Annotated in this window: 43 protein-coding genes; 35 read left to right on the top strand and 8 right to left on the bottom strand. The window is 35.3% G+C overall.

What is annotated here, in order from left to right:
* Positions 1-52 precede the first annotated feature (52 nt).
* On the top strand, positions 53-613 hold the full coding sequence (locus LU635_RS05290; RefSeq protein ID WP_240096951.1) for a TlpA family protein disulfide reductase: 561 nt from the start codon (positions 53-55) through the stop codon (positions 611-613).
* A 1-nt stretch (position 614) separates the two neighbouring features.
* Here the strand turns inward: LU635_RS05290 and LU635_RS05285 are convergent, their stop codons facing one another.
* Genes LU635_RS05285 through LU635_RS05265 form a run of 5 tightly spaced genes read right to left on the bottom strand, consistent with a single transcriptional unit; the run spans position 615 to position 5452 of the window.
* Complete coding sequence (locus tag LU635_RS05285; protein WP_240096948.1) at positions 615-1751, bottom strand: lycopene cyclase family protein; 1137 nt, start codon at positions 1749-1751, stop codon at positions 615-617.
* Positions 1752-1764: 13 nt separating this feature from the next.
* Positions 1765-2214, bottom strand: a complete 450-nt coding sequence (locus LU635_RS05280) for a sterol desaturase family protein (RefSeq protein WP_240096946.1) — start codon at positions 2212-2214, stop codon at positions 1765-1767.
* Positions 2215-2226: 12 nt separating this feature from the next.
* Positions 2227-3066: a phytoene/squalene synthase family protein gene (locus tag LU635_RS05275; RefSeq protein WP_240097020.1), complete on the bottom strand. Its 840-nt coding sequence runs from the start codon at positions 3064-3066 to the stop codon at positions 2227-2229.
* A 1-nt stretch (position 3067) separates the two neighbouring features.
* Complete coding sequence (locus LU635_RS05270; RefSeq protein ID WP_240096944.1) at positions 3068-4534, bottom strand: phytoene desaturase family protein; 1467 nt, start codon at positions 4532-4534, stop codon at positions 3068-3070.
* Positions 4535-4543: 9 nt separating this feature from the next.
* A complete protein-coding gene (locus LU635_RS05265; protein WP_240096942.1) occupies positions 4544-5452 on the bottom strand; it encodes a MerR family transcriptional regulator in 909 nt (302 codons plus the stop codon).
* A gap of 330 nt (positions 5453-5782) precedes the next feature.
* Between LU635_RS05265 and LU635_RS05260 the strand changes: the two genes are divergently transcribed.
* Entirely contained in the window at positions 5783-7012 is a 1230-nt protein-coding gene (locus tag LU635_RS05260) for a tyrosine-type recombinase/integrase (protein WP_240096940.1), read from the top strand.
* Positions 7013-7132: 120 nt separating this feature from the next.
* On the opposite strand, the gene LU635_RS05255 is transcribed toward LU635_RS05260, so the two are convergent.
* On the bottom strand, positions 7133-7345 hold the full coding sequence (locus tag LU635_RS05255) for a hypothetical protein (protein ID WP_240096938.1): 213 nt from the start codon (positions 7343-7345) through the stop codon (positions 7133-7135).
* Positions 7346-7599: 254 nt separating this feature from the next.
* Between LU635_RS05255 and LU635_RS05250 the strand changes: the two genes are divergently transcribed.
* The gene (locus tag LU635_RS05250; protein WP_240096936.1) at positions 7600-8325 is read left to right on the top strand and encodes a hypothetical protein; all 726 of its coding nucleotides are present in this window, start codon (positions 7600-7602) and stop codon (positions 8323-8325) included.
* Positions 8322-8516, top strand: coding sequence for a hypothetical protein (locus LU635_RS05245; RefSeq protein WP_240096934.1), 195 nt, complete (start codon positions 8322-8324; stop codon positions 8514-8516). The genes LU635_RS05250 and LU635_RS05245 overlap by 4 nt, the downstream gene beginning before the upstream one ends.
* Here the strand turns inward: LU635_RS05245 and LU635_RS05240 are convergent.
* Positions 8499-8885: a hypothetical protein gene (locus LU635_RS05240; RefSeq protein WP_240096932.1), complete on the bottom strand. Its 387-nt coding sequence runs from the start codon at positions 8883-8885 to the stop codon at positions 8499-8501. The two genes, LU635_RS05245 and LU635_RS05240, sit on opposite strands and share 18 nt — an antisense overlap.
* Positions 8886-9058: 173 nt before the next feature.
* On the opposite strand from LU635_RS05240, the gene LU635_RS05235 reads away from it, so the two are divergent.
* The 16 genes from LU635_RS05235 to LU635_RS05160 all read left to right on the top strand — a co-directional run bounded on the left by LU635_RS05235 (position 9059) and on the right by LU635_RS05160 (position 17166).
* Positions 9059-9436: a hypothetical protein gene (locus tag LU635_RS05235; protein ID WP_240096930.1), complete on the top strand. Its 378-nt coding sequence runs from the start codon at positions 9059-9061 to the stop codon at positions 9434-9436.
* 148 nt (positions 9437-9584) lie between these two features.
* A complete protein-coding gene (locus LU635_RS05230) occupies positions 9585-9839 on the top strand; it encodes a hypothetical protein (protein WP_240096928.1) in 255 nt (84 codons plus the stop codon).
* Positions 9839-10078 carry a hypothetical protein gene (locus LU635_RS05225; protein ID WP_240096927.1) on the top strand — a complete coding sequence of 80 codons (240 nt, stop codon included), beginning with the start codon at positions 9839-9841 and terminating at the stop codon, positions 10076-10078. Before LU635_RS05230 ends, LU635_RS05225 begins: the two co-directional genes overlap by 1 nt.
* A 35-nt stretch (positions 10079-10113) precedes the next feature.
* A complete protein-coding gene (locus tag LU635_RS05220; protein WP_240096925.1) occupies positions 10114-10320 on the top strand; it encodes a hypothetical protein in 207 nt (68 codons plus the stop codon).
* A 2-nt stretch (positions 10321-10322) separates the two neighbouring features.
* Positions 10323-10826, top strand: coding sequence for a hypothetical protein (locus LU635_RS05215; protein ID WP_240096923.1), 504 nt, complete (start codon positions 10323-10325; stop codon positions 10824-10826).
* Position 10827: 1 nt separating this feature from the next.
* On the top strand, positions 10828-11535 hold the full coding sequence (locus tag LU635_RS05210; protein ID WP_240096921.1) for a lambda exonuclease family protein: 708 nt from the start codon (positions 10828-10830) through the stop codon (positions 11533-11535).
* Positions 11535-11849: a hypothetical protein gene (locus LU635_RS05205; RefSeq protein ID WP_240096919.1), complete on the top strand. Its 315-nt coding sequence runs from the start codon at positions 11535-11537 to the stop codon at positions 11847-11849. Before LU635_RS05210 ends, LU635_RS05205 begins: the two co-directional genes overlap by 1 nt.
* A 48-nt stretch (positions 11850-11897) precedes the next feature.
* Positions 11898-12512, top strand: coding sequence for a recombination protein NinG (locus LU635_RS05200; RefSeq protein WP_240096918.1), 615 nt, complete (start codon positions 11898-11900; stop codon positions 12510-12512).
* On the top strand, positions 12509-12760 hold the full coding sequence (locus tag LU635_RS05195; RefSeq protein WP_240096916.1) for a helix-turn-helix domain-containing protein: 252 nt from the start codon (positions 12509-12511) through the stop codon (positions 12758-12760). The genes LU635_RS05200 and LU635_RS05195 overlap by 4 nt, the downstream gene beginning before the upstream one ends.
* A gap of 23 nt (positions 12761-12783) precedes the next feature.
* On the top strand, positions 12784-13227 hold the full coding sequence (locus tag LU635_RS05190) for a hypothetical protein (RefSeq protein ID WP_240096914.1): 444 nt from the start codon (positions 12784-12786) through the stop codon (positions 13225-13227).
* A gap of 261 nt (positions 13228-13488) precedes the next feature.
* On the top strand, positions 13489-13896 hold the full coding sequence (locus LU635_RS05185) for a helix-turn-helix domain-containing protein (protein ID WP_240096912.1): 408 nt from the start codon (positions 13489-13491) through the stop codon (positions 13894-13896).
* 1 nt (position 13897) lies between these two features.
* Complete coding sequence (locus LU635_RS05180) at positions 13898-14710, top strand: DUF4373 domain-containing protein (RefSeq protein ID WP_240096910.1); 813 nt, start codon at positions 13898-13900, stop codon at positions 14708-14710.
* Complete coding sequence (locus LU635_RS05175; RefSeq protein WP_240096908.1) at positions 14703-15476, top strand: hypothetical protein; 774 nt, start codon at positions 14703-14705, stop codon at positions 15474-15476. The genes LU635_RS05180 and LU635_RS05175 overlap by 8 nt, the downstream gene beginning before the upstream one ends.
* Positions 15477-15686: 210 nt before the next feature.
* Positions 15687-16130: a hypothetical protein gene (locus tag LU635_RS05170; protein WP_240096906.1), complete on the top strand. Its 444-nt coding sequence runs from the start codon at positions 15687-15689 to the stop codon at positions 16128-16130.
* A 112-nt stretch (positions 16131-16242) separates the two neighbouring features.
* Positions 16243-16884 carry a DNA cytosine methyltransferase gene (locus LU635_RS05165; protein WP_240096904.1) on the top strand — a complete coding sequence of 214 codons (642 nt, stop codon included), beginning with the start codon at positions 16243-16245 and terminating at the stop codon, positions 16882-16884.
* Positions 16885-16914: 30 nt separating this feature from the next.
* Positions 16915-17166: a hypothetical protein gene (locus LU635_RS05160; RefSeq protein ID WP_240096902.1), complete on the top strand. Its 252-nt coding sequence runs from the start codon at positions 16915-16917 to the stop codon at positions 17164-17166.
* 7 nt (positions 17167-17173) lie between these two features.
* On the opposite strand, the gene LU635_RS05155 is transcribed toward LU635_RS05160, so the two are convergent.
* Positions 17174-17389 carry a helix-turn-helix domain-containing protein gene (locus LU635_RS05155; RefSeq protein ID WP_240096900.1) on the bottom strand — a complete coding sequence of 72 codons (216 nt, stop codon included), beginning with the start codon at positions 17387-17389 and terminating at the stop codon, positions 17174-17176.
* A 107-nt stretch (positions 17390-17496) separates the two neighbouring features.
* Here LU635_RS05155 and LU635_RS05150 point away from each other — a divergent pair, with 107 nt between their 5' ends.
* The 15 genes from LU635_RS05150 to LU635_RS05080 all read left to right on the top strand — a co-directional run bounded on the left by LU635_RS05150 (position 17497) and on the right by LU635_RS05080 (position 22838).
* Positions 17497-17682 (top strand): hypothetical protein, encoded by a 186-nt coding sequence (locus LU635_RS05150; protein WP_240096898.1) that lies wholly within the window; start codon positions 17497-17499, stop codon positions 17680-17682.
* Complete coding sequence (locus LU635_RS05145; protein WP_240096896.1) at positions 17682-17918, top strand: hypothetical protein; 237 nt, start codon at positions 17682-17684, stop codon at positions 17916-17918. The genes LU635_RS05150 and LU635_RS05145 overlap by 1 nt, the downstream gene beginning before the upstream one ends.
* Before the next feature lie 17 nt (positions 17919-17935).
* Positions 17936-18109: a hypothetical protein gene (locus tag LU635_RS05140; RefSeq protein WP_240096894.1), complete on the top strand. Its 174-nt coding sequence runs from the start codon at positions 17936-17938 to the stop codon at positions 18107-18109.
* A 12-nt stretch (positions 18110-18121) separates the two neighbouring features.
* A complete protein-coding gene (locus LU635_RS05135) occupies positions 18122-18373 on the top strand; it encodes a hypothetical protein (RefSeq protein ID WP_240096892.1) in 252 nt (83 codons plus the stop codon).
* Positions 18373-18528, top strand: coding sequence for a hypothetical protein (locus tag LU635_RS05130; RefSeq protein WP_240096890.1), 156 nt, complete (start codon positions 18373-18375; stop codon positions 18526-18528). Before LU635_RS05135 ends, LU635_RS05130 begins: the two co-directional genes overlap by 1 nt.
* Before the next feature lie 11 nt (positions 18529-18539).
* Entirely contained in the window at positions 18540-18842 is a 303-nt protein-coding gene (locus tag LU635_RS05125; protein ID WP_240096888.1) for a hypothetical protein, read from the top strand.
* Between the two features lie 23 nt (positions 18843-18865).
* Positions 18866-19069, top strand: a complete 204-nt coding sequence (locus LU635_RS05120; protein WP_240096887.1) for a hypothetical protein — start codon at positions 18866-18868, stop codon at positions 19067-19069.
* A 144-nt stretch (positions 19070-19213) separates the two neighbouring features.
* Positions 19214-19507, top strand: a complete 294-nt coding sequence (locus LU635_RS05115; RefSeq protein WP_240096886.1) for a hypothetical protein — start codon at positions 19214-19216, stop codon at positions 19505-19507.
* Positions 19508-19647: 140 nt separating this feature from the next.
* A complete protein-coding gene (locus LU635_RS05110) occupies positions 19648-19911 on the top strand; it encodes a hypothetical protein (protein WP_240096885.1) in 264 nt (87 codons plus the stop codon).
* Positions 19912-20244: 333 nt separating this feature from the next.
* Positions 20245-20394, top strand: coding sequence for a hypothetical protein (locus tag LU635_RS05105; protein WP_240096884.1), 150 nt, complete (start codon positions 20245-20247; stop codon positions 20392-20394).
* A 5-nt stretch (positions 20395-20399) separates the two neighbouring features.
* Complete coding sequence (locus LU635_RS05100) at positions 20400-20567, top strand: hypothetical protein (RefSeq protein ID WP_240096883.1); 168 nt, start codon at positions 20400-20402, stop codon at positions 20565-20567.
* Complete coding sequence (locus LU635_RS05095; protein ID WP_240096882.1) at positions 20564-20788, top strand: hypothetical protein; 225 nt, start codon at positions 20564-20566, stop codon at positions 20786-20788. The genes LU635_RS05100 and LU635_RS05095 overlap by 4 nt, the downstream gene beginning before the upstream one ends.
* Before the next feature lie 40 nt (positions 20789-20828).
* Entirely contained in the window at positions 20829-21254 is a 426-nt protein-coding gene (locus tag LU635_RS05090; protein WP_240096881.1) for a terminase small subunit, read from the top strand.
* 85 nt (positions 21255-21339) lie between these two features.
* Positions 21340-22671, top strand: a complete 1332-nt coding sequence (locus LU635_RS05085) for a hypothetical protein (protein WP_240096880.1) — start codon at positions 21340-21342, stop codon at positions 22669-22671.
* A 2-nt stretch (positions 22672-22673) separates the two neighbouring features.
* Entirely contained in the window at positions 22674-22838 is a 165-nt protein-coding gene (locus LU635_RS05080; protein WP_240096878.1) for a hypothetical protein, read from the top strand.
* Positions 22839-22868: the final 30 nt, after the last annotated feature.

Below are 22868 nucleotides of genomic sequence, written 5' to 3'. Positions count from 1 at the left end.
TTTCAGGGAGTTTTTTTATGTCTTAAATTTGTCGAAATTCAACAACCATCTCATGAAGATTTTTAAGAATCAGTGGTCCAATATCATTCTAATCGTTATTATCCTTGCGATGATCATTCCGCAGACGCGAAAGCCCATACAGATTTTCGTTAATAAACTAATATCCTTTGCGCCTTCAGTGAATGATGAGGAAGATCGGGTTAAAGTTGCTGATTATAACTGGGTGCTGGAGAATAGCAGGGGAAAGAGGGCCGAATTCTCCCAGTTTAGAAATGAAGTTGTGATCGTTAATTTCTGGGCTACCTGGTGTCCTCCATGCATTGCTGAAATGCCAAGTTTTCAGGAATTGTATGAAGATTATCAGAATAAGGTGACTTTTCTTTTTGTTTCAGGGGAGCAGCATGAAACAGTTGAAAATTATATGAAAAGAAAGAGGTTTACACTACCATCCTATAAGATGCTTACAAAGGCACCTGAACCAATGGATGGGAGAACGCTGCCTACCACTTATGTTATCTCAAAAGACGGGAGTATTGTAGTAGACAAGGTTGGAGCTGCAGACTGGAATAGTGACAGTTTCAGGAAGACCCTTGATGAACTGATCGCAGAATAGATTATAGTTTTCTGAAAAATGATTTAATGAATTCAGGGTGATACAGTGAAAGCATGATCTTTAAATTCTCAGAAAAAGATGTTTCTTCGTCCAGAAATCTGAAAATATCCTCTATGGCGTTCTTCGTGTAGAATTTGGTGAATAGTTGTTCGCCAAGATCATTCCTGTGTGACAGCACATCAAGAAAGATAGCGTCATACCTTGCAAAGTTCTTATTGAAAAGGTCTTCTGAAGGTAATAAGCCCCTCTTGATGTTTTCAATTATCTTTTCCACCTTTCGCTCTGTGTTCTTGAACGAATAGCCCGAGGAAGCCTTAACCCACCCGCCTCCTGTGCCTATTTTGGTAATGTAAGCTGAATTGTTTTTATGGAATGGATAATCTGTCATTGGTATAAGGCCGCTTTCGGTTTCGGTAACTTTCCAGGATTTTAATTTAAGTATTTCCCTTAGATATTTCCCGAGCATCTCATCGTAGACGTTGTCATCAGTAAGATATGGGGTGAAAAAAGTGAACTCTACCAGAGCTTTGTTTTTGGTAAGTGGAAGTATATAAGTGAAACTCGTCGAATCTTTATATTTCAGCCTGAAGTCCATCATGGTAAAGGTTTCAGGAACAAAAACAGTATCCTTAGTTTCAATGACCCATCCCTTAAAATGCTGGTATAAAATGCTCGTTTTTGGGTCTTCCTGGTAATCATCCGTTACCCGGCTATCAAAGAAATGAGTGGCCGTATAATTGTTTTTTTTGCCAATTGCAGTTCTCGTAACAGGGTCCACCTTTTCGATTCTGTCTTTTATAAAGACGAAATCTTCGGAAGCCTCTAATTCAGATTTCACGTTTTGATAGAAATCTGAAGACCGGATCATATTATAAGAATAATCACCGAGATCAAGTATCTTTTCGGTTTCTGAAGAAAAAAAAGAAGCCTTTTTCCATGATTTAGAAATAAGATGATCCCATTTGCCCGAAGTGTTCTGCCAGAAACACCAGGTTTTATCATTCTCTATCTTTTCGGTGGGCTCGATTATAGCTATTTTCTTACCCTTAAAGAATACATCGTTACTAAAGCATGATGCAAGCTGAAGCCCTGCCAGACCACCACCCACAATAACGTAGTAATAATCTGGTTCTAACATTTATTGGTGTTTCTTATTTTTTGAAGTATCTGAAAGGTACGAAAAGCATTCCAAAACACTCACCATCATCTTTTCCCAGGTGTTTGTGATGCATCTTATGGGCTCTTCTTATGCCTTTTGCATACCGATTTTTTGCATTTCTAAAGATCTTGAAACGCTGGTGTATAAAAATATCGTGAACCGTAAAATAGGTGATTCCGTATGCAAGAATTCCCAGGCCTAACGGTAAGCCTATCCATACATCATCATATTTCCACAAAAGAAAACATCCGATGCTGACAAGGGCGTAAAAAACAAAGAAAAGATCATTCCTTTCCCACCAGCTGCTATGGTCTTTTTTATGGTGGTCCTTATGAAGTTTCCATAAAAAGCCATGCATGATATATTTGTGGGTGAACCAGGCCATTCCCTCCATCATAATGAAGGTTCCCAGAAATACCGCTATCCATATTAAAACGTCCATAATCAGTAATCTTTAAATCAGGTTGAGTCTGTAGGAAATATAAGATTTTGCAAGCAGACCGGCTTTTTCATAATTCGGTACTCTAATCCTGCGCTTTCTTATTTCCAAAGATGGAACCTTCTTTAGTTTTTGCAATAATTTTTTATAATAAATATAGGCTGTATAAACTCCGAACTTTGCTTCTACCGGCAATTGCACAATTCCTTTCAGGCCTTTACGAAAATCTTCCTCTATCTCTTTGATAATCTGTTCCTTATTCATTTCGTTCAATTGAGAAATATCCACATGCGGAAAATAACTTCTGCTTAGATCTTCATAATCTGCTTTAAGGTCTCTCAGAAAATTTACTTTCTGAAAAGCTGATCCAAGGCTCATTGCCGAAGATTTAAGCTTCTCATATCTCTTCTTATCTCCTTTCACGAATACCCTTAAGCACATTAGTCCCACCACATCTGCACTTCCGTAGATATATTGCCTGTATTCATCCATGCTAAGATATTCAGATTTATGCAGATCCAGGCGCATACTATCCATAAAAGCACAGTAAAGTTCTTTTTCTATCCCGTATTTAAGTACGGTTTCCTGAAATGAATTCAGGATAGGGTTCAGAGATATCCTGTCCTCAATGGCTTTATGAAGGTCTTTTTCAAAATTATTGAAAAGTTCTTCCTTGTTGTAGTCATGAAAAGTGTCTACGATCTCATCTGCAAACCTTACAAAACCATAAATATTATAAATATCCTGCCTGATGGAAGGAGCCAGCATTTTGGTGGCAAATGAAAAAGAAGTGCTGTAGGAATTGGTCACTTCCCTGCTACAGGATCTGGATACATGGTCAAAAATAGCTTTCATATCAATTTTTTTCATTTTTTTCTATTAAGCCGGCCGCCAGTTTTCCGGAGATCAAAGATGGTGGAACCCCCGGTCCGGGAACTGTTAACTGTCCGGTGAAATATAGTTGATCAACTTTTTTACTCTTGATTTTTGGTCTTAGAAATGCAGTTTGAAAAAGGGTATTAGCCATTCCATAGGCATTTCCTTTGTAAGAGTTATAGGCCTCCTTAAAATCATTTACGCAAAAAGACTCCTTGAAGATTATATTTTCACTGACTTTTTGATCGGTCAGTCTTTCAAATCTATCGAGAATAAGCTCAAAATAACGTTCTCTAATTTCAGGAGTATCTTCAAGATCGGGGGCCAGTGGAATCAGAAAAATTCCTGCTTCCTTACCTTCAGGAGCACAGGTGCTATCAGTTTTGGAAGGAAAGCTCGCATAAAACAAAGGGTCTTCGGGCCATTCCGGAGAATCATAAATATTTTTTGCATGTTTCTCAAAACTACTGTCAAAAAATAAGGTGTGATGTGAAACATTCTTTAATTTCTTATCAAAACCTACATAGAATAGGAGAGAAGAAGGAGCAAAGGTTTTGCTACTCCAGTAATTTTCTGAATACTGCCTTAACTCCTGTGGTAATAATTGTTCAGAATGATGATAATCTGCTCCTGACAGAACGATATCACTATAATATTCCTTACCATCAACAAGAATACCTTTAGCTTTTCCTTTTACAGCGAGTATTTTTTGGACAGGAGAATCAGTGTGGAAAATGACTCCGAGGGATTCAGCCAGGTCTTTTATTCCTTCAATTACCTTATACATGCCACCTTTTGGATGCCATGTTCCAAGGCCAAAATCGGCATAATTCATAAAACTATAAAATGCCGGAGTGTCGCTTGGTTTTGCACCAAGAAATAAAACCGGGAATTCCAGGATCTGTCGTAGTTTGTTGCTGGTGAATTCTTTTCGAACTTCTGAACTGATATCGGTAAAAAATCTTCCCAGTCTTTTGGTAGTTGCAGGAGTCACTAACTCTAATGGTGAAACCCCTGGACGGTATACCAGATCTTTAATAGCGATCTCATAACTGTCCTGAGCTTTTGAGATAAATACTTCAAGCTTTTTTGCGCTACCAGGTTCTTCTTTATCAAAATTCCTGTAGATGCCCTCCAGATTTCCAGGGATGCTCACTCTTTGATCTTTACCGAAATATACCTCGTAAGCTGGGTCAAGCTTTTCCAGCGAATAATAGTCTGATGGTTTTTTTCCGAAATCGGCAAAGAACCTTTCAAATACATCTGGCATCCAGTACCAGGTGGGACCAATATCGAAGGTGAAGCCATCCTTTTTTAGTTGCCGGGCTCTACCGCCAACACTGCCATTCTTTTCGAAGACCTCCACATGATGTCCTGATTTAGCCAGATAGCAGGAGGCAGCTAAAGAAGAAAATCCAGAACCTATTATGTTTATAGTTTTAGACATTTAAATGGCTTAAAGAGTATTGGTAAAATCGGGAATGGAGGAGAAGACCCTAATATTTTCAGAAAGATCTTCAGACTCGATCTCTTTGGTTCGCTGTCCAAATAATAGAAGGTCCATTACTTTCTTTTTACATACCTGGTTCTGGAACTTCTCGATGAACTCATGGATATTTGTTTTAGTTGGAGATACCGTAAGATAACTTATAAAGGCAAGGTTGTCGTGTTTGTCCATTAGATAATCTATATTTTCAAGTGGAAGGCTGGGGCCCAGGTAGATCGCATTTCTTCCGGCAGCCAGAAGTTCGTAATTCAGATAAAGTATTCCTATATCATGAATTTCGTTATCCGGCAGGAAGAGTACATATATTTTTTGGTCACCTTCGCCATTCAGGGGGCTGGTGAATTTGAGTTCCGCAATATTCAGATATATCTTCTGCTTGATCAGCTCGGTTATATAATGCTCATGTATAGGTTTTATAGTATCTGTTTGCCAGAGCATTCCAATATCATTGAGCAAAGGAAGAAATACGTCATGAAAGACATCTCTGAAAGTTTTTTTCTCTCTCAGTTTGTTGTAGGTCTCCTGAAAAAGCCTTTCGTTGAAATTCATCATCGCCAGCTTAAAAGCATTTCTTGAACGGCTTTCCTCGCTTGCAGAGGCCGAGATACGCTGTACCAGGCTGTTGATTTCATCTTCCTTCATCCTGGAGATCCGGGAGATCTTATAGCCATGTGAATTCAGAAATGCTATGTTTAGTAATTTCTGAAGGTTCTCTCCGTCATAGGTTCTGATATTTGTATCCGTTCTTTCGGGTTGGAGTATATTGTAGCGTTTTTCCCATATTCTTATGGTATGAGCTTTAATACCGCTTAGGTGTTCAAGGTCCTTAATGCTGAAATTCTGCTTAATGTGTTCCATAGTAATCAGTAGAAGTTAAACAAATCTAAAGATAAATAGAATACGATACCTATAGGAAAATGTTAAATTGTTTAATTGATGTATAAAAATATTAAACAAAATAAATTTTAGACAAAAAAATAACCCGTAATGGGTTACCAAAGAAAATCCTGAAAAAAGTGCCCGAGGCGGTGGCAGAACCCATGTTTTTCTAACTCCCTTGTTTTTAGCCCTTTCCCTTTGTTTGTGCCTGATTCCATTAGGTTTACAAGTATTTTAAAAGTTCCAGTAAGTACCTGAAAAAACCAGAAAAAATTCATATGTTTACACAAATGTTTACACAGTAAATTTATGACGACTGCATTTTATGTTCGAAAATATAAACAGGAGGCTACTATCTGGCTGAGGATTTCTTACAAGCGCGGAACACCTTTCAGAAAATCCATAGGTGAAAAAATACCGGTTAATGCATGGGATAGTAAAAAACAGAAAGTCAAAGACCTGGTAACTACTTCAAGTTACGCTTCAAAGATAAATAAACGCCTTGAGTTAATAGCGGAGAAATACGATAAAGAAACCAAAGGGGAAGATATTAACGAAGCCCTCTTAGAAAACATCTGGATTCGTATTGACGAGAAGAAAAGCAAAACCTTTACCGAGTTCTGTGATTCCTATTATAAATGGATTCAAGTAAACATTCACCCGAAAACAAAAAGACCTTACGCTAAAGAGACAATAAAAAAATACGAACAGACGATTAAGAAGTTTAAGGAGTTCCAGGATAAAGAATACGAAGTCAATTTCAAGGGATTAGATAAAAACTTTCATACGGACTTTATCAACTACTTTAAGGATCAGGGATTGGCAGAAAACAGTATAGCGGTATTTATTAAATATTTAAAAGTTATGGCAAAGCAAGCAAAAGACAACCACCCGGTAAACCCGTTCATTCTCTCTAATGATTTCTATTTACCAAGCAATGAGACCTATGATGTGTATTGTACGATAGACGAGATCCGGAAGATTAAGGATTGGAAAGCAACAAGTGAAAGCCTAGATAACGTGCGTAATTGGTTTATTTTCGGATGCTGGACAGGTTTACGGGTTTCAGACTGGCATAGGGTGGAGAATATAGATAGTGAGTTTATAGAGATCACCCCGTTAAAAACAAAAGCCACTTCAGGAAAGGCCGTTGTTATTCCATTGCATCCATGGGTAAAAGAATTGCCAACGCTTAGGAATATATCAGAGCAGAAATTCAATGAGTATATTAAAAAGGTAGCACGCAAAGCCGGTATCACAGATCAGGTGTACGGCTCTAAAATGGTCAATGTAAACGAGAATGAAGAAGAAAATGCAATTATGAGAAGGGAACTAGGTTACTATCCTAAATGGCAATTAATATCCTCTCATACTTGTAGAAGGTCTTTTGCCACGAATAACTATTTATTGGATATGCCGACCTTAGATATTATGCAGATCACCGGGCATACAACAGAGAAGAACTTCCTAAAGTATATTAAGGTAACCCCTAAACAACACGCCCGAAAGATGGCAGAGGTGTGGAATAAACACTTTTAACACTATTTTAACATGATATTTACCGTTAATCGTTAAAATCGTACCTTTTATCCTTGTACAAATCTTAAATTATTCTTAATATTGCTTAACTTCAAAGCCGTTTTTTTCCCTACAAAAACGCTAAAGTTCTTTGAGTAGCGGAAACCAAAGCTTTATATCCCATTGTTCCGGGATTGCTTCTTTCACTTTTAAATAGGTCAGGACATACTTGTTTTCAAGTCGTTTACTATTGCGGAGGTGTGAAATTACGTGTTTAGAGAGACCTGTCTTTTCTTTAACAGCCTCTAAACCTAATTCTTTGCACCACGCATCAAAGGTTTGGGGTTGTTTCATTATTTAGAATGAATATAAATTAACCACACATAGTGGTTGTGTAAATATAATTGTTTAATTTTGAAATAGTTAATTAATATGTAGATAACTTATTGCAAGATACGTATTTAAGGCTAAAAATAAGGGTAATTTAGTATTTCATACTAATTTTAAACCCTTATTTACCATGAAAAAGTTATTTTTTGTAGCCGCTTTTATGGCTTTCGCCTTATTTCCTTCTTGTGAAACAGAACCAATACCAACTGACAATCACAATGAGAAATTTTTCCAATCCATCGACAGAGACAGCACAGTCCTTCCCCCAGGAAGCAAAAATTAAAGACGAGGTACTAGATACTTATAAAAAAGTAATATCTAGTGTTTTGGTGGCCTTATCTGGTTTGGTTTTATTCTCGGATAAGGTCATTACATTTTCTTTAGATAAATTATGTGCGTTAAGAGATCAGGAACTTCTCTATATTATACCTACAATCCCGTATAGATTCCTTGAGTTTATAATGGTTGATTTAGCCGCGAAGAATTATTACGGATGGAATATGGAATTTTTAGTATTCTTAACCGCTATACCTATAGGGTTAATCATGTACGGTATTGCCGCTTCCATAGCGAAACCTTATACAGTGGCTAATATTATACCGGTATGGGTTGGATCTGTTTTTATGATCTTTCTATACCAGCCTGACATTCCAAGTGATAGAGTTTACACGCATTATTATGTACTTGGCATTATAATTGGGTTCATTATTATCACCTCAATTTTTCAATTAGCATTAAAAAAAGCGTATTTTATACGTAACCGAAAAATAAACGCGCTTAAACAGGCGTTAGATTTAGACCTTGCCCCGGTTGTAAGAGAACTGTTTGACTTTATTATACTGTACACGCAGAAGGAATATATTGCCCTACTTTCCCGGCGGATGCAAATGCAATACAAAGAAGCCTACTTATTATTAATTGAAAAATTCGGTATCAAGTTATGAATGAAAAACGCCCCCGAAGTACACCATTAGAGAAATATGAATTACTAAGCCATGAAGCCAGGGAAAAGGCGAAAAGCGATCTTACTGAGTACCTGGAATACACAGAAGAAAAAAACCGATCTAAAATAGACCGGCTTTATGAAGAATTTAAAAAGAGTAAGGATAATTTTAATCTATTTCTTTCTTTCTAGGAATTCTATGATACCTTTTTGTTTGATTGTCTTTATGAATAATTGGTAGTCTGGATCTTTCTCCGCTTCCTCTTCATAATTAATAATCATTCTTATTGCATCCTTGATACTAACTTTAGCACCCAATTCGGGTGCTTTTTTTATCTTCCTTTCAAACTCTTCCTTTAGTCCGAGTTTATCCGCGATACTTTCTATCTGATCTAAGCCTAAAGAATAATTTTCAAATACCATAGATGCACCCTTATCGGAGCGTCCTATAAGCTTACCGATCTTTACCCAGCTAAGGTTTTTACGTGCCTTCACTACCTCATACAGCCATTCATGGGCTTTACGAAGGGTTAAATCAATTTCTTTTTGTTGGTCGGTCATGTCCCCAAAGTTAAATTAAAAATTAATACTTACCACATATAGTGGTTAATTTAGATTGATTATAAATAAGTAACAAATTCGGACTAATTAGAAATTTTAACATTTTAGATTCGATTTAATCCGAAATACTTCCTTATATTTGACTATCGAATTTAAACAAATGTATAAAAATCATGGAAACAATAAGTAAAGATAGAGTTAAAGAGATTGAGGCCATTCTAACAAACTACTCTTTTGACATCGAAGTTGACGCTAACGAGTTTCCAGAGTGTGTAGGTATAGAGCATGAAGAAAAGGGGATTTATCTCTATTGTTTTATCCGGTTCGATGGAAGTAACAATAAGGAATTTTACTTAAAGGTAAATAAAAAGGAGGAGAAATTAACCTCTAAAGAGCAGGACATTATTCTTAAAAAGATATGCCAGGTTCACCGTAATGAAGTAAAGAATTACGAAGAGAAGAAAAGAGAAGAATCTTATAACGATATGATAGCTCAGGATGAACTACAAAACATAGATCACATCAACTATCATTTTCATAGAAATTTTTAATAACCAACTAAAACAGAAATTATGAAAACTAGAACAATTCAATTTATCGTAACCGCATTTTTTGCAAGCCTTTTCTTGGGAATGTTATTGTACCAAGCACTACACAATAAGGCAGAGTTGATTAACAAACTTATTGAAGCCTAGAGTTATGAAACTGTTACTTAAAAATTTCAATACGGAATTATATAGAATAGAGCCAGAAGCAGACGAGTGTTTTGCTAAAGTATTCATCTATATAAACAGAGGTGGAAAGTTCGAAATGGAGAAAATCTTCATTAGATGCTACTTATATACACCGGAAAAAGCAATGCAAAACATCAAGTCTTTATTAGAAGAGACAGAAGACTATTTAGGTGTTGAGCTTATTGATCGGAAACAAGAAAAATTATTAGAGACCGCCTAATGAATAAGCTAGAAACGATAAGAAAAGAGATCCAGAAGTATCACAATATACTGAGGCTTACCAAAGAAGAAAGTTTAAATCTTATTGGTTCAAAGCATGGATATAAACACTACGAAAGTTTCTACAAGGTAGTTACCGGGGAGCGTTTAACCCTGGATTCTGAAAAGAACGAAAAGAAACTTCAGTCAATCTTAGACGATTATAAAAAAGTAAACGAATCGAGACAGAATAATCTATAACCGATGAAAAAAGTCGAGCCAAAATATTTACACGGATGGGAACAACTATCACAGTACCTAAACAAACCGGTAAGCAGTCTAAAGAAAATAGAGAATCTTCCCAAAAGGAAGGGGATTGGCAAAGCGGTGTATTTCAAGACAGAGGAAATAGATCAGATGCTAGTAAAACAATAGACTGGAATATTATTGACCTCGCAAGTAGAATACAATTAAAATTAAAGTATAACCAACTAAATAAATAATTATGGAAACCCAACTAACTAAAGTAAATCCGGTAATGGACATTATCCCGAAGGATAGTGAAGGAAACCCAAAGTATCAAAACTTGCAGGAGTTTAAGCAATTAGTAAATACTGCACCTCGTAAAACCTGGATTAAGACAAATAAGTTTAGTCAGAACGCTAAATACCTACCTATTGGAATAGTGGAAGAGTTACTTTCAGGAATCTTTCCTTTTTGGCAAGTAGAGCAACATGGAGAACCTAAGATACTAGGAAACTCGATTGTAATTAGTGTTCATCTAAAAGTTTTCAATCCGCTTTTAGGGCAATGGCAAAGTTATGCCGGAGTAGGAGCTGTGCCTATTGAATTAAAAGGAGGTTCAGATCCTACAGACTTCACACAAATGAACTCTAAGGCTATGCATAAGAATGTACCGGCTGCACTTTCATTCGCGGTAAACAATGCAGCTAAAAAGATTGGCAAACTATTCGGTTCACATCTTAACCGAAATGAAACAATAGGATAATATGGATTGGTTAAACGAAATAGGAAACGACGAGTATATTGATTTACCGGATTTCCCAGAAGCAAATGACCCTGAAATCGAATGGCGTAAAGAACGCTTAGGAATGATTACAGGTTCAAACTTTGGTAAGTTAGTAGTACAAACCAAAGACCGAAAAGGCTATACACTTTCTAAAGGTCAAACAGCCGAAAACCTGATCTATAAAATAGCATGGGAACGCCTGTTAAAATCAGGTAACATTTCTAATGGCTTAGGGAGGTTAAATATTTCTTCCCGTGAAATGGAACATGGTAACGATTATGAAGGGGCAGCTATTATGAAGTACATGGAAGTAACAGGCCGTAAGGTAGATTACTTTCAACAGTTTATTCAAAAAGACGATTTCATAGGAGGTACACCAGATGGATATGTAGGTGAGGATGGACTTGTAGAAGTTAAAGCACCCTGGAACGGAGGAAACCATTTAAAATCCATGCTTACCGGTGAAATCTATAATACTGACTATGTATATCAAATTCAGGGCTACTTATGGGTAACAGATAGGAAGTGGTGTGATTTTATTACTTACGATCCTGACCTTATAGATAGCCTCCAAATAAACATTATAAGGGTTAACCGTGACGAAGAAATAATAAGCGGAATATCCGAGGTAATGGATATGGTTAAGGATAAAATAACCGAAATATTAAACAACGAAAAATTAAAGTAATGACAAAAATTATCAGTGCCTCAATCGATGTAACTAAAATCGATAAAAACAAAATAGCTAAGACCAATAAGGAAGGGAAGCCTTTTAAAAATAATGCTCAGTATCTAAATGTAGATATTATAGTAAATGACGAGACAAATGATTACGGTCAGGACACTTCCATTAAAATTAGCCAGACTAAAGAAGAACGGGAAGCAGGAGAAAAAGCTACCTATATCGGAAATGGTAAAACCGTATGGGAGAAAAACGAATCTTCTGAACCAAGTTATGAAGCCGAACCTTACAATGAGGAAGAAGACGATCTGCCCTTTTAGTACACCTTTTAGCCCTAATTAATATTTAATACCCCAAACCGTTAACCTGTGATTGAGCCAAAAGAAAAACCATGTAAAGGAACTGGAATTGCAAAGGGGTGGGGCTGCGGAAAACCTACAAAATATCGAAAATATGGACTAGGTAAAATGTGCGGCTGTTACCCCGATTGGCTTTTAAACTCAGAAAACGGAAAAATCAAACTAGAGAAAGCAACCTTAAAGGCTACAAAGCCACGAAGGGATTTAGAAAAAGCTTTTAAGGAAAAGAAGAACCGGGATAAGATTACAACCCTAATAAACGCTGTAAAAGATGTTTGCCACGAATATATCAGAAAAAGAGACGAGGGGAAATGCTGTATTTCATGCGGTACTCCCTGGAAGTCTGATTTTGATGCAGGGCATTACTACAAAGCAGAACTATTTTCCTCCCTAAAGTTTAATGAAAACAATATTCACGGTCAATGCGTACGATGTAACCGTATGCTAGAGGGTAACGTGAATATGTACGAAATGAATCTACCCTATCGAATTGGAAAAGAAAAATTTGAACTGTTACAGCAAAAAGCCCGAAACGATAAGAAACAAGTCTTTAAATGGGATCGGGAAAAGCTGAGAGAATTACGGACTTATTACCGAACAAAACTTAAAGATTTAAAGAAATGAAAACCAACTCATTAACCGCTTTAGAAAAAGTAAATGACTTCAGAAGCAAGCATTACCAGAAAATAATTTCCGGTTTAAACAAGATCGGGAAGGGTAGTTACAAAGACATAGCCAGGGTAATTGGAATTGATAAAGTTGCAGTTATGCGCAGGCTATCAGAATTAGAACGCAAGGGTTTTGTTTCTATTGAAGGAACAAAGAAATGCCCGGAAAGCAATAGGCCGGTGTCAGTCTATAAAATTAATTAATAAACCAAATAAAACTTAAAATTATGAGTCAGTACCAAGTTAAAAAAGACGATGTTCTTAATTGCTACAATGCACTAAAGGATTTAAAGAAAATCCTAGAGTATACGCCAAACGTAAACCTCACAGAATACGCAAATAAAAATGATTTAAATAATAATTTCGGAACAGTTCTTAAAGAAGGTGGAATCCTTGAACATAACGGAATTAGGGGAGTAGGATCTGAATGGAAGTGGGTAAGTAAAGTAGAACCTTCAAGGGATATGGCAAAAGAGACCCTTAAAAGGATTAACCAAAAGATTGCCGCTTTAAATAAGAAGTATAGTAGTAAAAAAACCTCTAATAAAAAAGAAAACAAATCTACTTCAGAAAGCCAAATTCTAATCAATACCGAAAGATTAAGCTTCAGTATAACTAAACTATTATGGGGTCTCATATCAGTAAAGACCATTTACCATTACGATAAATAGTTAGGTGTAATTATTTAGTTGGTTAGGTAAGCCCCAAAGGCAGGGAAACCGTAAAACCGGAGGGGCTTTCTTTAAAAACAATCACAATGCTAAAAGATAAACTTACAAATAAAGACCGAATCGCATGGATAATACTAATAATAACAATAGGGATAATCTTTTTGATCTAATGCATCTAAACAAGATTATCATAGGAATAATACTGTCTGGAATTTTAATAGGAATTGAACTCGCGAAAGCAGGATTCTAAAAACATACTGAATGATCCCCCTGGAAGTAATACACGAACAAATTTGTCACTACTATGGCATTGAAAAAGGAGAAATATTTAAGAATACCAGAAGGAGAGATATTGTCGAAAGGAGATATATGTTCTATTACTTCGCCAAAAAATTCAATCCTACAATGTCTTACCAATACATAGGTAATTACAGTTTACAGAAAGACCATGCAACTGTTATGCATGGGATAAGAAAAATAAACGATCTAAAACATATTGATAATGATATTAATAAAGATGTAATTGCTCTATTCAATCACTTAACCGAATACCAGGAAAACGATAAATCTTTAATACTAATTAAAGAGCATCTTTCCTTAAAAATTCATAAGTGCAAGAACGTATCAGAGCTTAAAACTAGAATCCCCGAATTTATAAACGAGCTTTAGAATGGCTAGACCTCAAAAAAAGGAATTAGACTATTTCAGTTTCGATGTTAATTTCTTCAATAACAAAAAAGTTAGGAAGATAAAAATGGCTTGTGGAGCGCAAGGCATAACCGTGCTAATCAATCTGCTTTGTACTATCTATGGAGACAAAGGGTATTACACCAAGTGGGATGATGATCTACCTTTCCTTATTGCTGATACAGTTGGCGTAAGTGAAGGGGCTGCATTAGAGGTTATCAAAAAAGCTGTACAAATTGGTTTTTTAGATCCTGATTTATTTGAAAAAGGGATATTAACATCTTCAGAAATCCAGAGTAGGTATTCAAGAGTTTGTAAAGATGCCAAGCGTACTGGATGGGAAATTAAGCCAGAATATGATTTAACTACGGAGGAAACCGAGTTTACTACGGAGGAAACCCAGAAACCTCCTGGAGAAAGTACACATAGTAAAGAAGAGGAAAGTAAAGTACAGAAGAGTACTAAAAAATTTACTAAAAAAGATTTTAAGCAAGCCTTAATCTCCAAGGGAGCAAAAGCTGAAATAGTGGAAGATTGGCTTAAAGTCCGTGAATCAAAAAAAGCTGTTAACACAAAAACCGCATTAAATACTTTTTTAAATGAATGCGAAAATAACAATTTTCCAGTAGAAGATGCCGTGAGAATATGCACGGAAAAAAGCTGGAAGGGGTTTAAAGTCGCATGGCTAAAAAACTTAGAAAATGGAGCTAACCAAAACAAAAAATCAGAGCCAAGAATTAACCGTCAATCAGCAGACACTATTAGACAAAATTCAACAGGCTGGGAAATTGAATGAAATAACCTTTGCCCGTAAAAGTATCGAGCAAGATAAAATACGGGATCTTCTGGAAACTGAGGAAGGAAAAATTCAAGTAGGGCAGGGGCTGGCATTCTTATTTACCAGGATTCCCAACTTATTAGGTATAAAGGAAGCTATTAGCTATATAAATAAATCAGACATTAAAGAACTCATTTTAATGCGTTTTAAGACACTTTCTTTAGAGCAGATAGACTACGCTTTTAAAATGGAACGCTACGGCTATTTCGGGGATCAGATACAGCATTTCCAGCTTTTTAATTCAGAATATGTAGGAAAGGTTTTAGACCGGTTCATAAAATGGCTTCAAAAAATACGAATGGATAATAATATCCCCTTGAAAGAAGAAAAGAAAAAAACTATTACTGAAAACCAAAAGCAATACTGGATCAATAGAGGTGTACTAAGTGCTTTGGAACAGTATAAAGAAAATAAAGCAATAGAAGACGGATATATCTATATCTATGATGTTCTGTATGAGGAATATTTACCCAAAGAAAAGGAGTATAAGGATAAGATATATGAATCTGCTAAAGTCTCCATACAGATGGAATACTCAGATAAGGAAGCTACTTCAAAGGAAGAAAAACAGGAGTTTAAAAATATTATTTCCTCACTAGAAAAGAAGGGAAACACAAAAGTAAAACTGAAGTGCAAAGAACTTGTATTGTGTGAATTTTTCAGAAAGCTACTTAAGGATGAAAAAAGGTTAACCGAATTCAAAGAAAAGTATAAGTATGATTAGCGGAATAAAAGAACCCGGAAAAAGATTAAGCCAGGAAGATAAAGAGTACATCGAGGAAAACTACAAGTACTATTCTGACACCCTATTAAGTTACCAAACAGATTCCTCAATATCTACTATTTACCGGTATAGAAAGTTCAAAGGACTTAAAAGAAACGGCTATGCACCTCAAAGCCTACACAATAATTAGGGAATAGTAAATAAGATATTATGAAAAAATATGAATGGCAGGGAGTACCTGTAAAAATAGATCACGTAAATATCTACGTTAAAGAAAGTAAGAAAAGCCCTTTGTACTGGTATAATTACGAAGTAGCTACACAACAAGATATTGCTGGGGATTACGCAATAGTTCCAGCTTTAAGAGTTAAGCACCCTGAAAGTGTATTCTACATAGCAAATCATTTCGGTATAGGAATACATAAACTAATAAACGGGGGATGGCCTAATTATAATCATTTCTCTTTCCATAAAGATGATATTAAAAATGTATTTGAAGAGTCTGGAGATTATGTATGGAATAGGAAAAATTTTGATCTTATAGGTTATCAGGAATATGAGGCTGAAAGACGTAAATGGCAAAAGAAAAATTTCCCTAAAGAAGTTGAAGAAATGGACGCTTTAAGATCTACAATAATTAAAAGAAAATCATGAACACCTACACCTTCAAAAGCGGGGTAAGCATTATCAAGATCGAAGCCCCAAGTAAAGAAGAAGCGATTGCATCCTTTGAGCAGGAGTTTCCAAAACGTAACTATAAATTATTATGAAAATATTAAACCTTTATGCCTGTTTAGGCGGTAACAGATACAAATGGGGAGACGATCACGAAATTACAGCCGTGGAGTTAGACCCGGAATTAGCCAGACTGTACCAGGAACGTTTCCCGAATGACAAGGTTATTATTACCGATGCTCACCAATACCTTTTAGATCACTATAAGGAATTTGATTTTATCTGGAGTTCACCGCCCTGCCCAACACATTCAAGGGCTAATTTCTGGGCTTCCAAATCAAAGGAAGGAAGATTAAAATGTTATCCCGACATGAAATTATACCAGGAGATTATCTTTTTAGAAAACTGGTATGAAGGGAAGTATTGTGTGGAAAATGTGATAGGATATTATGAGCCTTTAATCCCGGCAAAGAAAAGAGGGCGACACCTTTACTGGACTAATTTTGCTTTAGTGAATGATTTAGGAGATAGGGAATTTAAACTTACGCAGACTAAAAACGAGGTCCAGGAATTATGTAAGTTTCATAAAATAGATTTAAGCACCTACAAGGGAGATCAAAGAAAAGATAAAATAGCCCGTAACCTGGTGGATTATGAAGCCGGTAAAACAATCCTGGACTGCGCTATGAATGTCATAAGAAAATCAAACGTGAAGCAATTAGAACTATTATAAAACGTAACTATCAACTTAAAAATTAGAATTATGAAAACAATTAAAATCAAAAAACTTAAAGAAGCAGAAAGCCCATTGCACCCTAATAACATTGAGGAAGGTTTTGAGAAAATAGGGCAAATACCAGATAATTATTTTAGATACCCAACAGTAGGTGAAAGGTTTTGGATTTCTCTATCATGGAGTACAAGTGGAGTTCAAGAAATTATAGACGAAAACACCTTTAAAACTTACAACTCTATTTATCATTGGGAAATAATCAGTCTTAACCCTATAGGCTAAAGGAGGGTTAAACAGGTTTATCAAGTAAACGCCATTCACAACCTAAAGCATCTGCAATCTTTTGAAGTTTACCTTTTGAGGGGCTTCTTCGGTTTGTTTCATACTCTGAAAGTTGCTGTTGCGTAATCTGAACCTTATTAGCCAACTGAAGCTGACTAAAACCACGTTCTTTTCTAACTCTGGATATTTCCGAACCTATTGACATAGGGGCTAAATTACTCATAAGATTTTTATTTATACAAATATACGAAAAATAAATTACAAAATAATTTGTGTACATTACATAATTATGTTATATTTGAATATCAATAACAAACAAAGACAGAAATTATGAGAACTTTTACTTCAACTTCAGGAAAAAAAGCAGTAAACGTAAGATACAATGCAGTACAGGAACATTTCACCGCTGCTCACGTTCAGATAGACAGCGCTAACCAGAGAGAGCAACTAATACAAATGAAGTCTTTCTCTAACGAAGCTAAAGCAATCAACTGGGCTAAAAAACAATTAAACTAATGAAATTAGAGCAGATAATAGATAGACTTTGCAGCCACGAAATAACCAAAACCGAGGCTGTAAGTCTTATCAAAGAAAAGGTACAGGAAAAAGGTATTGAGTTTGAGATTGAAGGAATTTCTACAACTACTCCTAGTGGGCATTATAATCTGGAAATTACTTGTTATTACGGAGAATATAAATGCGATAATAAATTCAATAAGGGAGATAAATTAATTATAAAACCAGAATTATAACCCAACAGCTAAGAGGTATGGAACTAAAAGAATTGATTAAAAAAAGAATAGAAGAGAATGTTTCTCACAGAGATAAAGGCGTAATTGAATCTTACCAATATATGATTGAATTACTATGCATTGAATGGGCGGTAAAGGAAAGAAACCAAGCTTTTAAAGATGGTGCAAATCATATCATTAATAATTATTAACCCCTCCCTACTATGGAAAGAAAAACTAAAGCAACAGAGATTATAGATAAACACTTAGGCAAAAAACAGGCTAAGGAAATATTTGAGAACAACGAGCCATTATGGGATGATATTGTAGATGCTGTTGATGAAGCTCTTTTAGTTAATAAGGAGCTTTTGGAGAGTTTACAAACATTATTAGACTTCAATACGGTTAGAACATTTACCTGGCATGATGAAGACGTTAAAAAAGCTAAAAAAGCAATCGAGAAAGCCTTAAAATAATGGAAGTAAGAAAACAAGAAATAAGAGAAGAAATGGAATCCCTGGCTCATAAGATAGGATTCTTAGAAGATAGCAAGTTTATGAATAACCGGTATAAAGTTTCCCAAATGAATAAACGTTGGAAGGAACTGCAAAATCAATTATTGAACCTGTAAAATAAATAGATATGGAAAAGTACAATTATGATTACGCAGTAGGAAAACCAAGTGCTAATATTCAAGTTATTAATGAAGGTACAGAATACGAGCATAGAATCGGAAATTATATTTTTGAAAAGGGAGAGGTTCATATTTACGCTGATCCAAAGATTATTACTTTTTCTATGCTATTTAAGGGGAGGCATTACAATCAAACCGTTTCTGATTTTAAGAAAGAGTTTACTGACTTAGGATTAAAAAGAATGGCTGGTAAATTCGGAAGAAGAACATTAGAAAAAGTCCTTATTTGGGATAAGAAAATAAAAGATTAAACACCTATAAGAAACTAAAACAGATGAAAAGAGAAATAATATCTTTTGAAGAAGCGAAAAAAGCAAAAGAGCAAGGTTACAATAAACCAACCGTTTTTTACTACGGAAAAGATGGGAAGCTTCATAAATCAAGACAACTATTAACTCAAAAATCATTAAGAGGAAGTGAAGAATCTTGTTTAGCACCTACTGAAAGTGAATACAAAGAATTTACACGAAACTATTAAAGACTAGAGATATGGAAGAAAGACAAATAATAAAAGATTTTTTAGAATGGTATGAGGAAAGTGTAGATTATTTACCAGCATCACCTTCTGAATTAATAGATAGTTATTTTGAAGATACATTTTAACCCCTCCCAACCAAGTAAGATGAAAAGTATAGAAGATGCAAAAAAATATTTATTGAGTATTGGATTTGATGATGCTCATTTACCAGAGTTATTTAACGATGATGATAAGTCTTATTATTCGATACCTGAATTAATGGAGGAATACGCTAAACAAGCCGTAAACGCCAGCCTGGAAGAAAAAAGAAGTGAGATTGAAACAAATATTACAAAAAAATGGAATGAATACCAAAGAGGTGCAAGCCTTTATGAGCAAGGTGTATGTGATGGATTAGATTTTGCAGAACAGATAACCAATAACTCCCTCAAACGCTAGACTATGGATGCAAGAGAGAAATGCGAATATTGTAATGGAACAGGTACAGAAGCATTCACAGATAATAAATTCAATACTGCTTGTAAATTCTGTGCTGGTTCTGGTAAAAAATTAAAACAATAACTCAATAAACTATAACTATGGAAGTAAAAGAGATAAGTTTTCAAGACGTTAATCAAGATGCTGAATTTTATATAGGTAATCACATTGATTTAGATGGAGATATTGAATTTACTATAGTAAATGAAGGTAAAAGAAATTATTATTGGCTTAATGAAGGTCAAGCAAAAAAAGTGATAAAACATCTTAGTAAGTTACTTTCCCTCACCGCACCGGAGGAAGATAAAGAAGAAGAAACATTGGAGGAAAAATATAATAACAATCCCTTCAAAGCTAATTTTTAACCCCTAAACAGGAAAGATGAAAGCAATATGTTATCATAGATCAGAAGGCTTTTTCTGGATCAGAATATTCGGGAAGGGATTTTTCGTTAAAGACGTAAGAAAACATAAACTTCTATTTAGCCAAAGAAACGGATATGCACCTGGAAAACAATTCGGGAATTATTATATCCAATACCTGAATTAATTTTTTCACCAATATTTTTTATGCGTAACCGTTATATTATAATTAAATTTATTATCTTTACGTAACTCCTTAATATTCAAAGGCAATACATGAACCGAGTAGCCCCGACTGCTTAAAGAACGTTAGGGAGTTTTTAAAGCGAAACATCAATGAAGGCACATTTAAATAAAGAAGGGTTTTTAACTATTGAATCAGAAAGCGGTATTGAATCCTATGCTTTAGAAAAATGGTGCGAAGACAATATAAAACCAGAAAAAGAATCTCATAAAGGGCTTCTTATAATGGCACAGCATAAGTAAAATAAATGCGTTTCACTCCCCATCCTTCAGGAATACTCATTGGAAGAACCTATAAGATTAAAGGATGGAAACCGAGTCTCTTTAAAACAGCAGAACCCGAAACAAGAATAGAAGTATTAAGATCCTGGAACGAGACAGACGATATAATTAACGAAAGATTAGTAACGGCATGAAAAAATCAACACAGGAAATACAAGCCGAAGGGCAACTCGCTGAAGATTTATTAGCTGAGTTTGGAAATAAAGGTATGAATAGTGATGCCTGTATAATGCTTTACGGAAAGAAATGGAGTGTTGATTTTACAACCTTAAAATTATTTTATGATATAAATGATGAAGGTGAGACTATAAATAAAGCCACCGTTTCATTAACCAATATAGATTTTAACACATAAAACCGTTAGATTCCCAAATCTACCATTTACCCTACAAAGAATGACCGATAAGACTTTTGAAAAATATAAACTTGTGATCGATGAATACCTAGTTAATGGTTTCAACGGAACACAGGCTTATAAAAAGTTTTACCCTAATTGCTCAGAAGAAACAGCGAAAGTAAACTTTAGTAAAATACTAACAATTACTAACGTGGCGGATTACATGAAAGAGAAACAAAAAGATACTTCTAATAAGCTTCAGATAACGCTAGAGAGCCAGATTTTAGAGCTTAACGAGTTAAAGGATATGGCTAAGATAGCTGAGAAGTATAACGACGCTATAAACGCTGTAAAAGAGCAAAACAAATTACTGGCATTATACGAGGATCACAATAAGCAAAAGAATCCACCAGTAGATACTTCTTCAATGACTAATGAAGAATTGATAGAGAGAGCAAAAGCCACTAAGAAGCTTGAATCATAGCACTGAAATATATATTGAGCTTTATAAGCGAAAACAATACACTTCTATTCCTCTAGGCGAACTGTCCGACGGGGAATTGTTCTATATGACCCCTAAGCAAGAACAAGCCATAACCTTACTTAATGACGATACTACGCTGTTTGTTGGGTATGGAGGTAGTGCGAGATCCGGGAAAACAGTATTAGAATGTTTCTGCGCTATCTTTGATTGCTTAGCTTATCCTGAAGTTGCTTGGGGCATGGCTCGTAAAGAGTTAGTGAACCTAAAGAGAACAGTAGTAAAAACCCTATTCAATAGCTTTGCCTTTTATGGTCTTAAGAAAGATGTAGATTACAAATATAATCAGCAACTAAACATTATCACTTTCTCAAATGGTTCAGAGATATTTCTAATTGATTCCGCTTACAAACCTACAGACCCTTTATTCCTTAGATTTGGAGGTTATGAGTTAACCAGGTGCGCACATGATGAGTCAAACGAATCTATGTATGAAGCCATAAGGATATTGTTTACTCGTACCGGTTGGAGGAACAACTTAAAGTATGGTCTTAAAAAGAAGATGCTTGAAACCTTTAACCCGGATAAAGGACATGTTTACAGTAGATACTATAAGCCATTTAAAACTGATAAAGAAAAAGAACACGTTAAGTTTATACCGGCACTTCCAAGCGATAACCCTCACCCTTCAGTTAAAGAATGGATAGAGGATATTAAGAAAGAAGGGCATAAGATTACTATTGAACGTTTGATTAATGGTAACTTTGATTACGATGACGACCCACACGCACTATGCTCATACGATGACATAATAGCCGTTTTTAAGAACGATCATGTAAAAGAAGGTCAAAGATACCTTACAGCAGATATTGCTCGTCTAGGATCTGATAAAGCGATTGTAAAGGTATGGGAAGGATGGAAAGTAATAGATTATAAAGTTTATGAGATCTCAAAGACAACTGAGATACAGGATTGTATTAATTTATACCGGGTTATGTACGGAATCCCTAAACATCATTGCATAGCAGATCAGGACGGAGTAGGGGGTGGTGTAGTCGATAACTGTGATATTATAGGTTTTGTGAATAACGCTAAGCCTTTCCGGGAAGATGCCGGTGAAGATTATAAGAAGCCGGAATACAATAACCTTCAGACGCAATGCGGTTTCTACTTAGCTAAAATGGTTAACGAGCATCAATTGTATTTAGCAGCCGATTATAGTGAAGCCGAGAAAGAAGAAATTATAGAGGAATTAGGGCAGTTAAAGAACCATAAAGCAGACCAGGATGGGAAAGTATATTTACTTCCTAAGAAAGATATAAAAGAAAATATTGGAAGGTCTCCTGACTGGAGGGATACTCTTTTAATGAGAGCTTATTTTGATTTAAACCAATCAGACGATTATTTTATAAGTTACTAATTATGGGAGATAAGAAAGGAATACTTACAAGAGACGAATTTGCAAAAATATTATACGATGATGCTATGAGTTTCTGGGAAAATGTAGAAAAACAATGTAAGGAATTTGAAGAAAAGGAAATCCCTCTTATTATGGCTAACTTTTTACTAGAAAATGGCGAAGATTGATATTAAAATAGCACAAATAAAACTTTTAAC

The organism is Christiangramia crocea, from assembly GCF_022410465.1.
Classification (GTDB): domain Bacteria; phylum Bacteroidota; class Bacteroidia; order Flavobacteriales; family Flavobacteriaceae; genus Christiangramia; species Christiangramia crocea.
The sequence above is the reverse complement of the archived record's forward strand: the minus strand, read 5'-3'. Positions and strand labels throughout refer to the sequence as shown.

Coding starts and splice junctions, on each gene's coding strand:
- LU635_RS05115 (WP_240096886.1), top strand. CDS start 19,214: ATGAAAAGTATAGAAGATGCAAAAAAATATTTATTGAGTATTGGATTT.
- LU635_RS05195 (WP_240096916.1), top strand. CDS start 12,509: ATGAAAACCAACTCATTAACCGCTTTAGAAAAAGTAAATGACTTCAGA.
- LU635_RS05125 (WP_240096888.1), top strand. CDS start 18,540: ATGGAAAAGTACAATTATGATTACGCAGTAGGAAAACCAAGTGCTAAT.
- LU635_RS05245 (WP_240096934.1), top strand. CDS start 8,322: ATGAATGAAAAACGCCCCCGAAGTACACCATTAGAGAAATATGAATTA.
- LU635_RS05205 (WP_240096919.1), top strand. CDS start 11,535: ATGACAAAAATTATCAGTGCCTCAATCGATGTAACTAAAATCGATAAA.
- LU635_RS05080 (WP_240096878.1), top strand. CDS start 22,674: ATGGGAGATAAGAAAGGAATACTTACAAGAGACGAATTTGCAAAAATA.
- LU635_RS05225 (WP_240096927.1), top strand. CDS start 9,839: ATGAATAAGCTAGAAACGATAAGAAAAGAGATCCAGAAGTATCACAAT.
- LU635_RS05255 (WP_240096938.1), bottom strand. CDS start 7,345: ATGAAACAACCCCAAACCTTTGATGCGTGGTGCAAAGAATTAGGTTTA.
- LU635_RS05285 (WP_240096948.1), bottom strand. CDS start 1,751: ATGTTAGAACCAGATTATTACTACGTTATTGTGGGTGGTGGTCTGGCA.
- LU635_RS05260 (WP_240096940.1), top strand. CDS start 5,783: ATGACGACTGCATTTTATGTTCGAAAATATAAACAGGAGGCTACTATC.
- LU635_RS05220 (WP_240096925.1), top strand. CDS start 10,114: ATGGGAACAACTATCACAGTACCTAAACAAACCGGTAAGCAGTCTAAA.
- LU635_RS05170 (WP_240096906.1), top strand. CDS start 15,687: ATGAAAAAATATGAATGGCAGGGAGTACCTGTAAAAATAGATCACGTA.
- LU635_RS05140 (WP_240096894.1), top strand. CDS start 17,936: ATGGAACTAAAAGAATTGATTAAAAAAAGAATAGAAGAGAATGTTTCT.
- LU635_RS05250 (WP_240096936.1), top strand. CDS start 7,600: ATGAGAAATTTTTCCAATCCATCGACAGAGACAGCACAGTCCTTCCCC.
- LU635_RS05150 (WP_240096898.1), top strand. CDS start 17,497: ATGAGAACTTTTACTTCAACTTCAGGAAAAAAAGCAGTAAACGTAAGA.
- LU635_RS05270 (WP_240096944.1), bottom strand. CDS start 4,534: ATGTCTAAAACTATAAACATAATAGGTTCTGGATTTTCTTCTTTAGCT.
- LU635_RS05095 (WP_240096882.1), top strand. CDS start 20,564: ATGAAAAAATCAACACAGGAAATACAAGCCGAAGGGCAACTCGCTGAA.
- LU635_RS05215 (WP_240096923.1), top strand. CDS start 10,323: ATGGAAACCCAACTAACTAAAGTAAATCCGGTAATGGACATTATCCCG.
- LU635_RS05180 (WP_240096910.1), top strand. CDS start 13,898: ATGGCTAGACCTCAAAAAAAGGAATTAGACTATTTCAGTTTCGATGTT.
- LU635_RS05110 (WP_240096885.1), top strand. CDS start 19,648: ATGGAAGTAAAAGAGATAAGTTTTCAAGACGTTAATCAAGATGCTGAA.
- LU635_RS05185 (WP_240096912.1), top strand. CDS start 13,489: ATGATCCCCCTGGAAGTAATACACGAACAAATTTGTCACTACTATGGC.
- LU635_RS05155 (WP_240096900.1), bottom strand. CDS start 17,389: ATGAGTAATTTAGCCCCTATGTCAATAGGTTCGGAAATATCCAGAGTT.
- LU635_RS05120 (WP_240096887.1), top strand. CDS start 18,866: ATGAAAAGAGAAATAATATCTTTTGAAGAAGCGAAAAAAGCAAAAGAG.
- LU635_RS05160 (WP_240096902.1), top strand. CDS start 16,915: ATGAAAACAATTAAAATCAAAAAACTTAAAGAAGCAGAAAGCCCATTG.
- LU635_RS05190 (WP_240096914.1), top strand. CDS start 12,784: ATGAGTCAGTACCAAGTTAAAAAAGACGATGTTCTTAATTGCTACAAT.
- LU635_RS05240 (WP_240096932.1), bottom strand. CDS start 8,885: ATGACCGACCAACAAAAAGAAATTGATTTAACCCTTCGTAAAGCCCAT.
- LU635_RS05280 (WP_240096946.1), bottom strand. CDS start 2,214: ATGGACGTTTTAATATGGATAGCGGTATTTCTGGGAACCTTCATTATG.
- LU635_RS05210 (WP_240096921.1), top strand. CDS start 10,828: ATGGATTGGTTAAACGAAATAGGAAACGACGAGTATATTGATTTACCG.
- LU635_RS05275 (WP_240097020.1), bottom strand. CDS start 3,066: ATGAAAGCTATTTTTGACCATGTATCCAGATCCTGTAGCAGGGAAGTG.
- LU635_RS05135 (WP_240096892.1), top strand. CDS start 18,122: ATGGAAAGAAAAACTAAAGCAACAGAGATTATAGATAAACACTTAGGC.
- LU635_RS05165 (WP_240096904.1), top strand. CDS start 16,243: ATGAAAATATTAAACCTTTATGCCTGTTTAGGCGGTAACAGATACAAA.
- LU635_RS05085 (WP_240096880.1), top strand. CDS start 21,340: ATGACCCCTAAGCAAGAACAAGCCATAACCTTACTTAATGACGATACT.
- LU635_RS05230 (WP_240096928.1), top strand. CDS start 9,585: ATGAAACTGTTACTTAAAAATTTCAATACGGAATTATATAGAATAGAG.
- LU635_RS05100 (WP_240096883.1), top strand. CDS start 20,400: ATGCGTTTCACTCCCCATCCTTCAGGAATACTCATTGGAAGAACCTAT.
- LU635_RS05130 (WP_240096890.1), top strand. CDS start 18,373: ATGGAAGTAAGAAAACAAGAAATAAGAGAAGAAATGGAATCCCTGGCT.
- LU635_RS05145 (WP_240096896.1), top strand. CDS start 17,682: ATGAAATTAGAGCAGATAATAGATAGACTTTGCAGCCACGAAATAACC.
- LU635_RS05265 (WP_240096942.1), bottom strand. CDS start 5,452: ATGGAACACATTAAGCAGAATTTCAGCATTAAGGACCTTGAACACCTA.
- LU635_RS05090 (WP_240096881.1), top strand. CDS start 20,829: ATGACCGATAAGACTTTTGAAAAATATAAACTTGTGATCGATGAATAC.
- LU635_RS05290 (WP_240096951.1), top strand. CDS start 53: ATGAAGATTTTTAAGAATCAGTGGTCCAATATCATTCTAATCGTTATT.
- LU635_RS05235 (WP_240096930.1), top strand. CDS start 9,059: ATGGAAACAATAAGTAAAGATAGAGTTAAAGAGATTGAGGCCATTCTA.
- LU635_RS05105 (WP_240096884.1), top strand. CDS start 20,245: ATGAAGGCACATTTAAATAAAGAAGGGTTTTTAACTATTGAATCAGAA.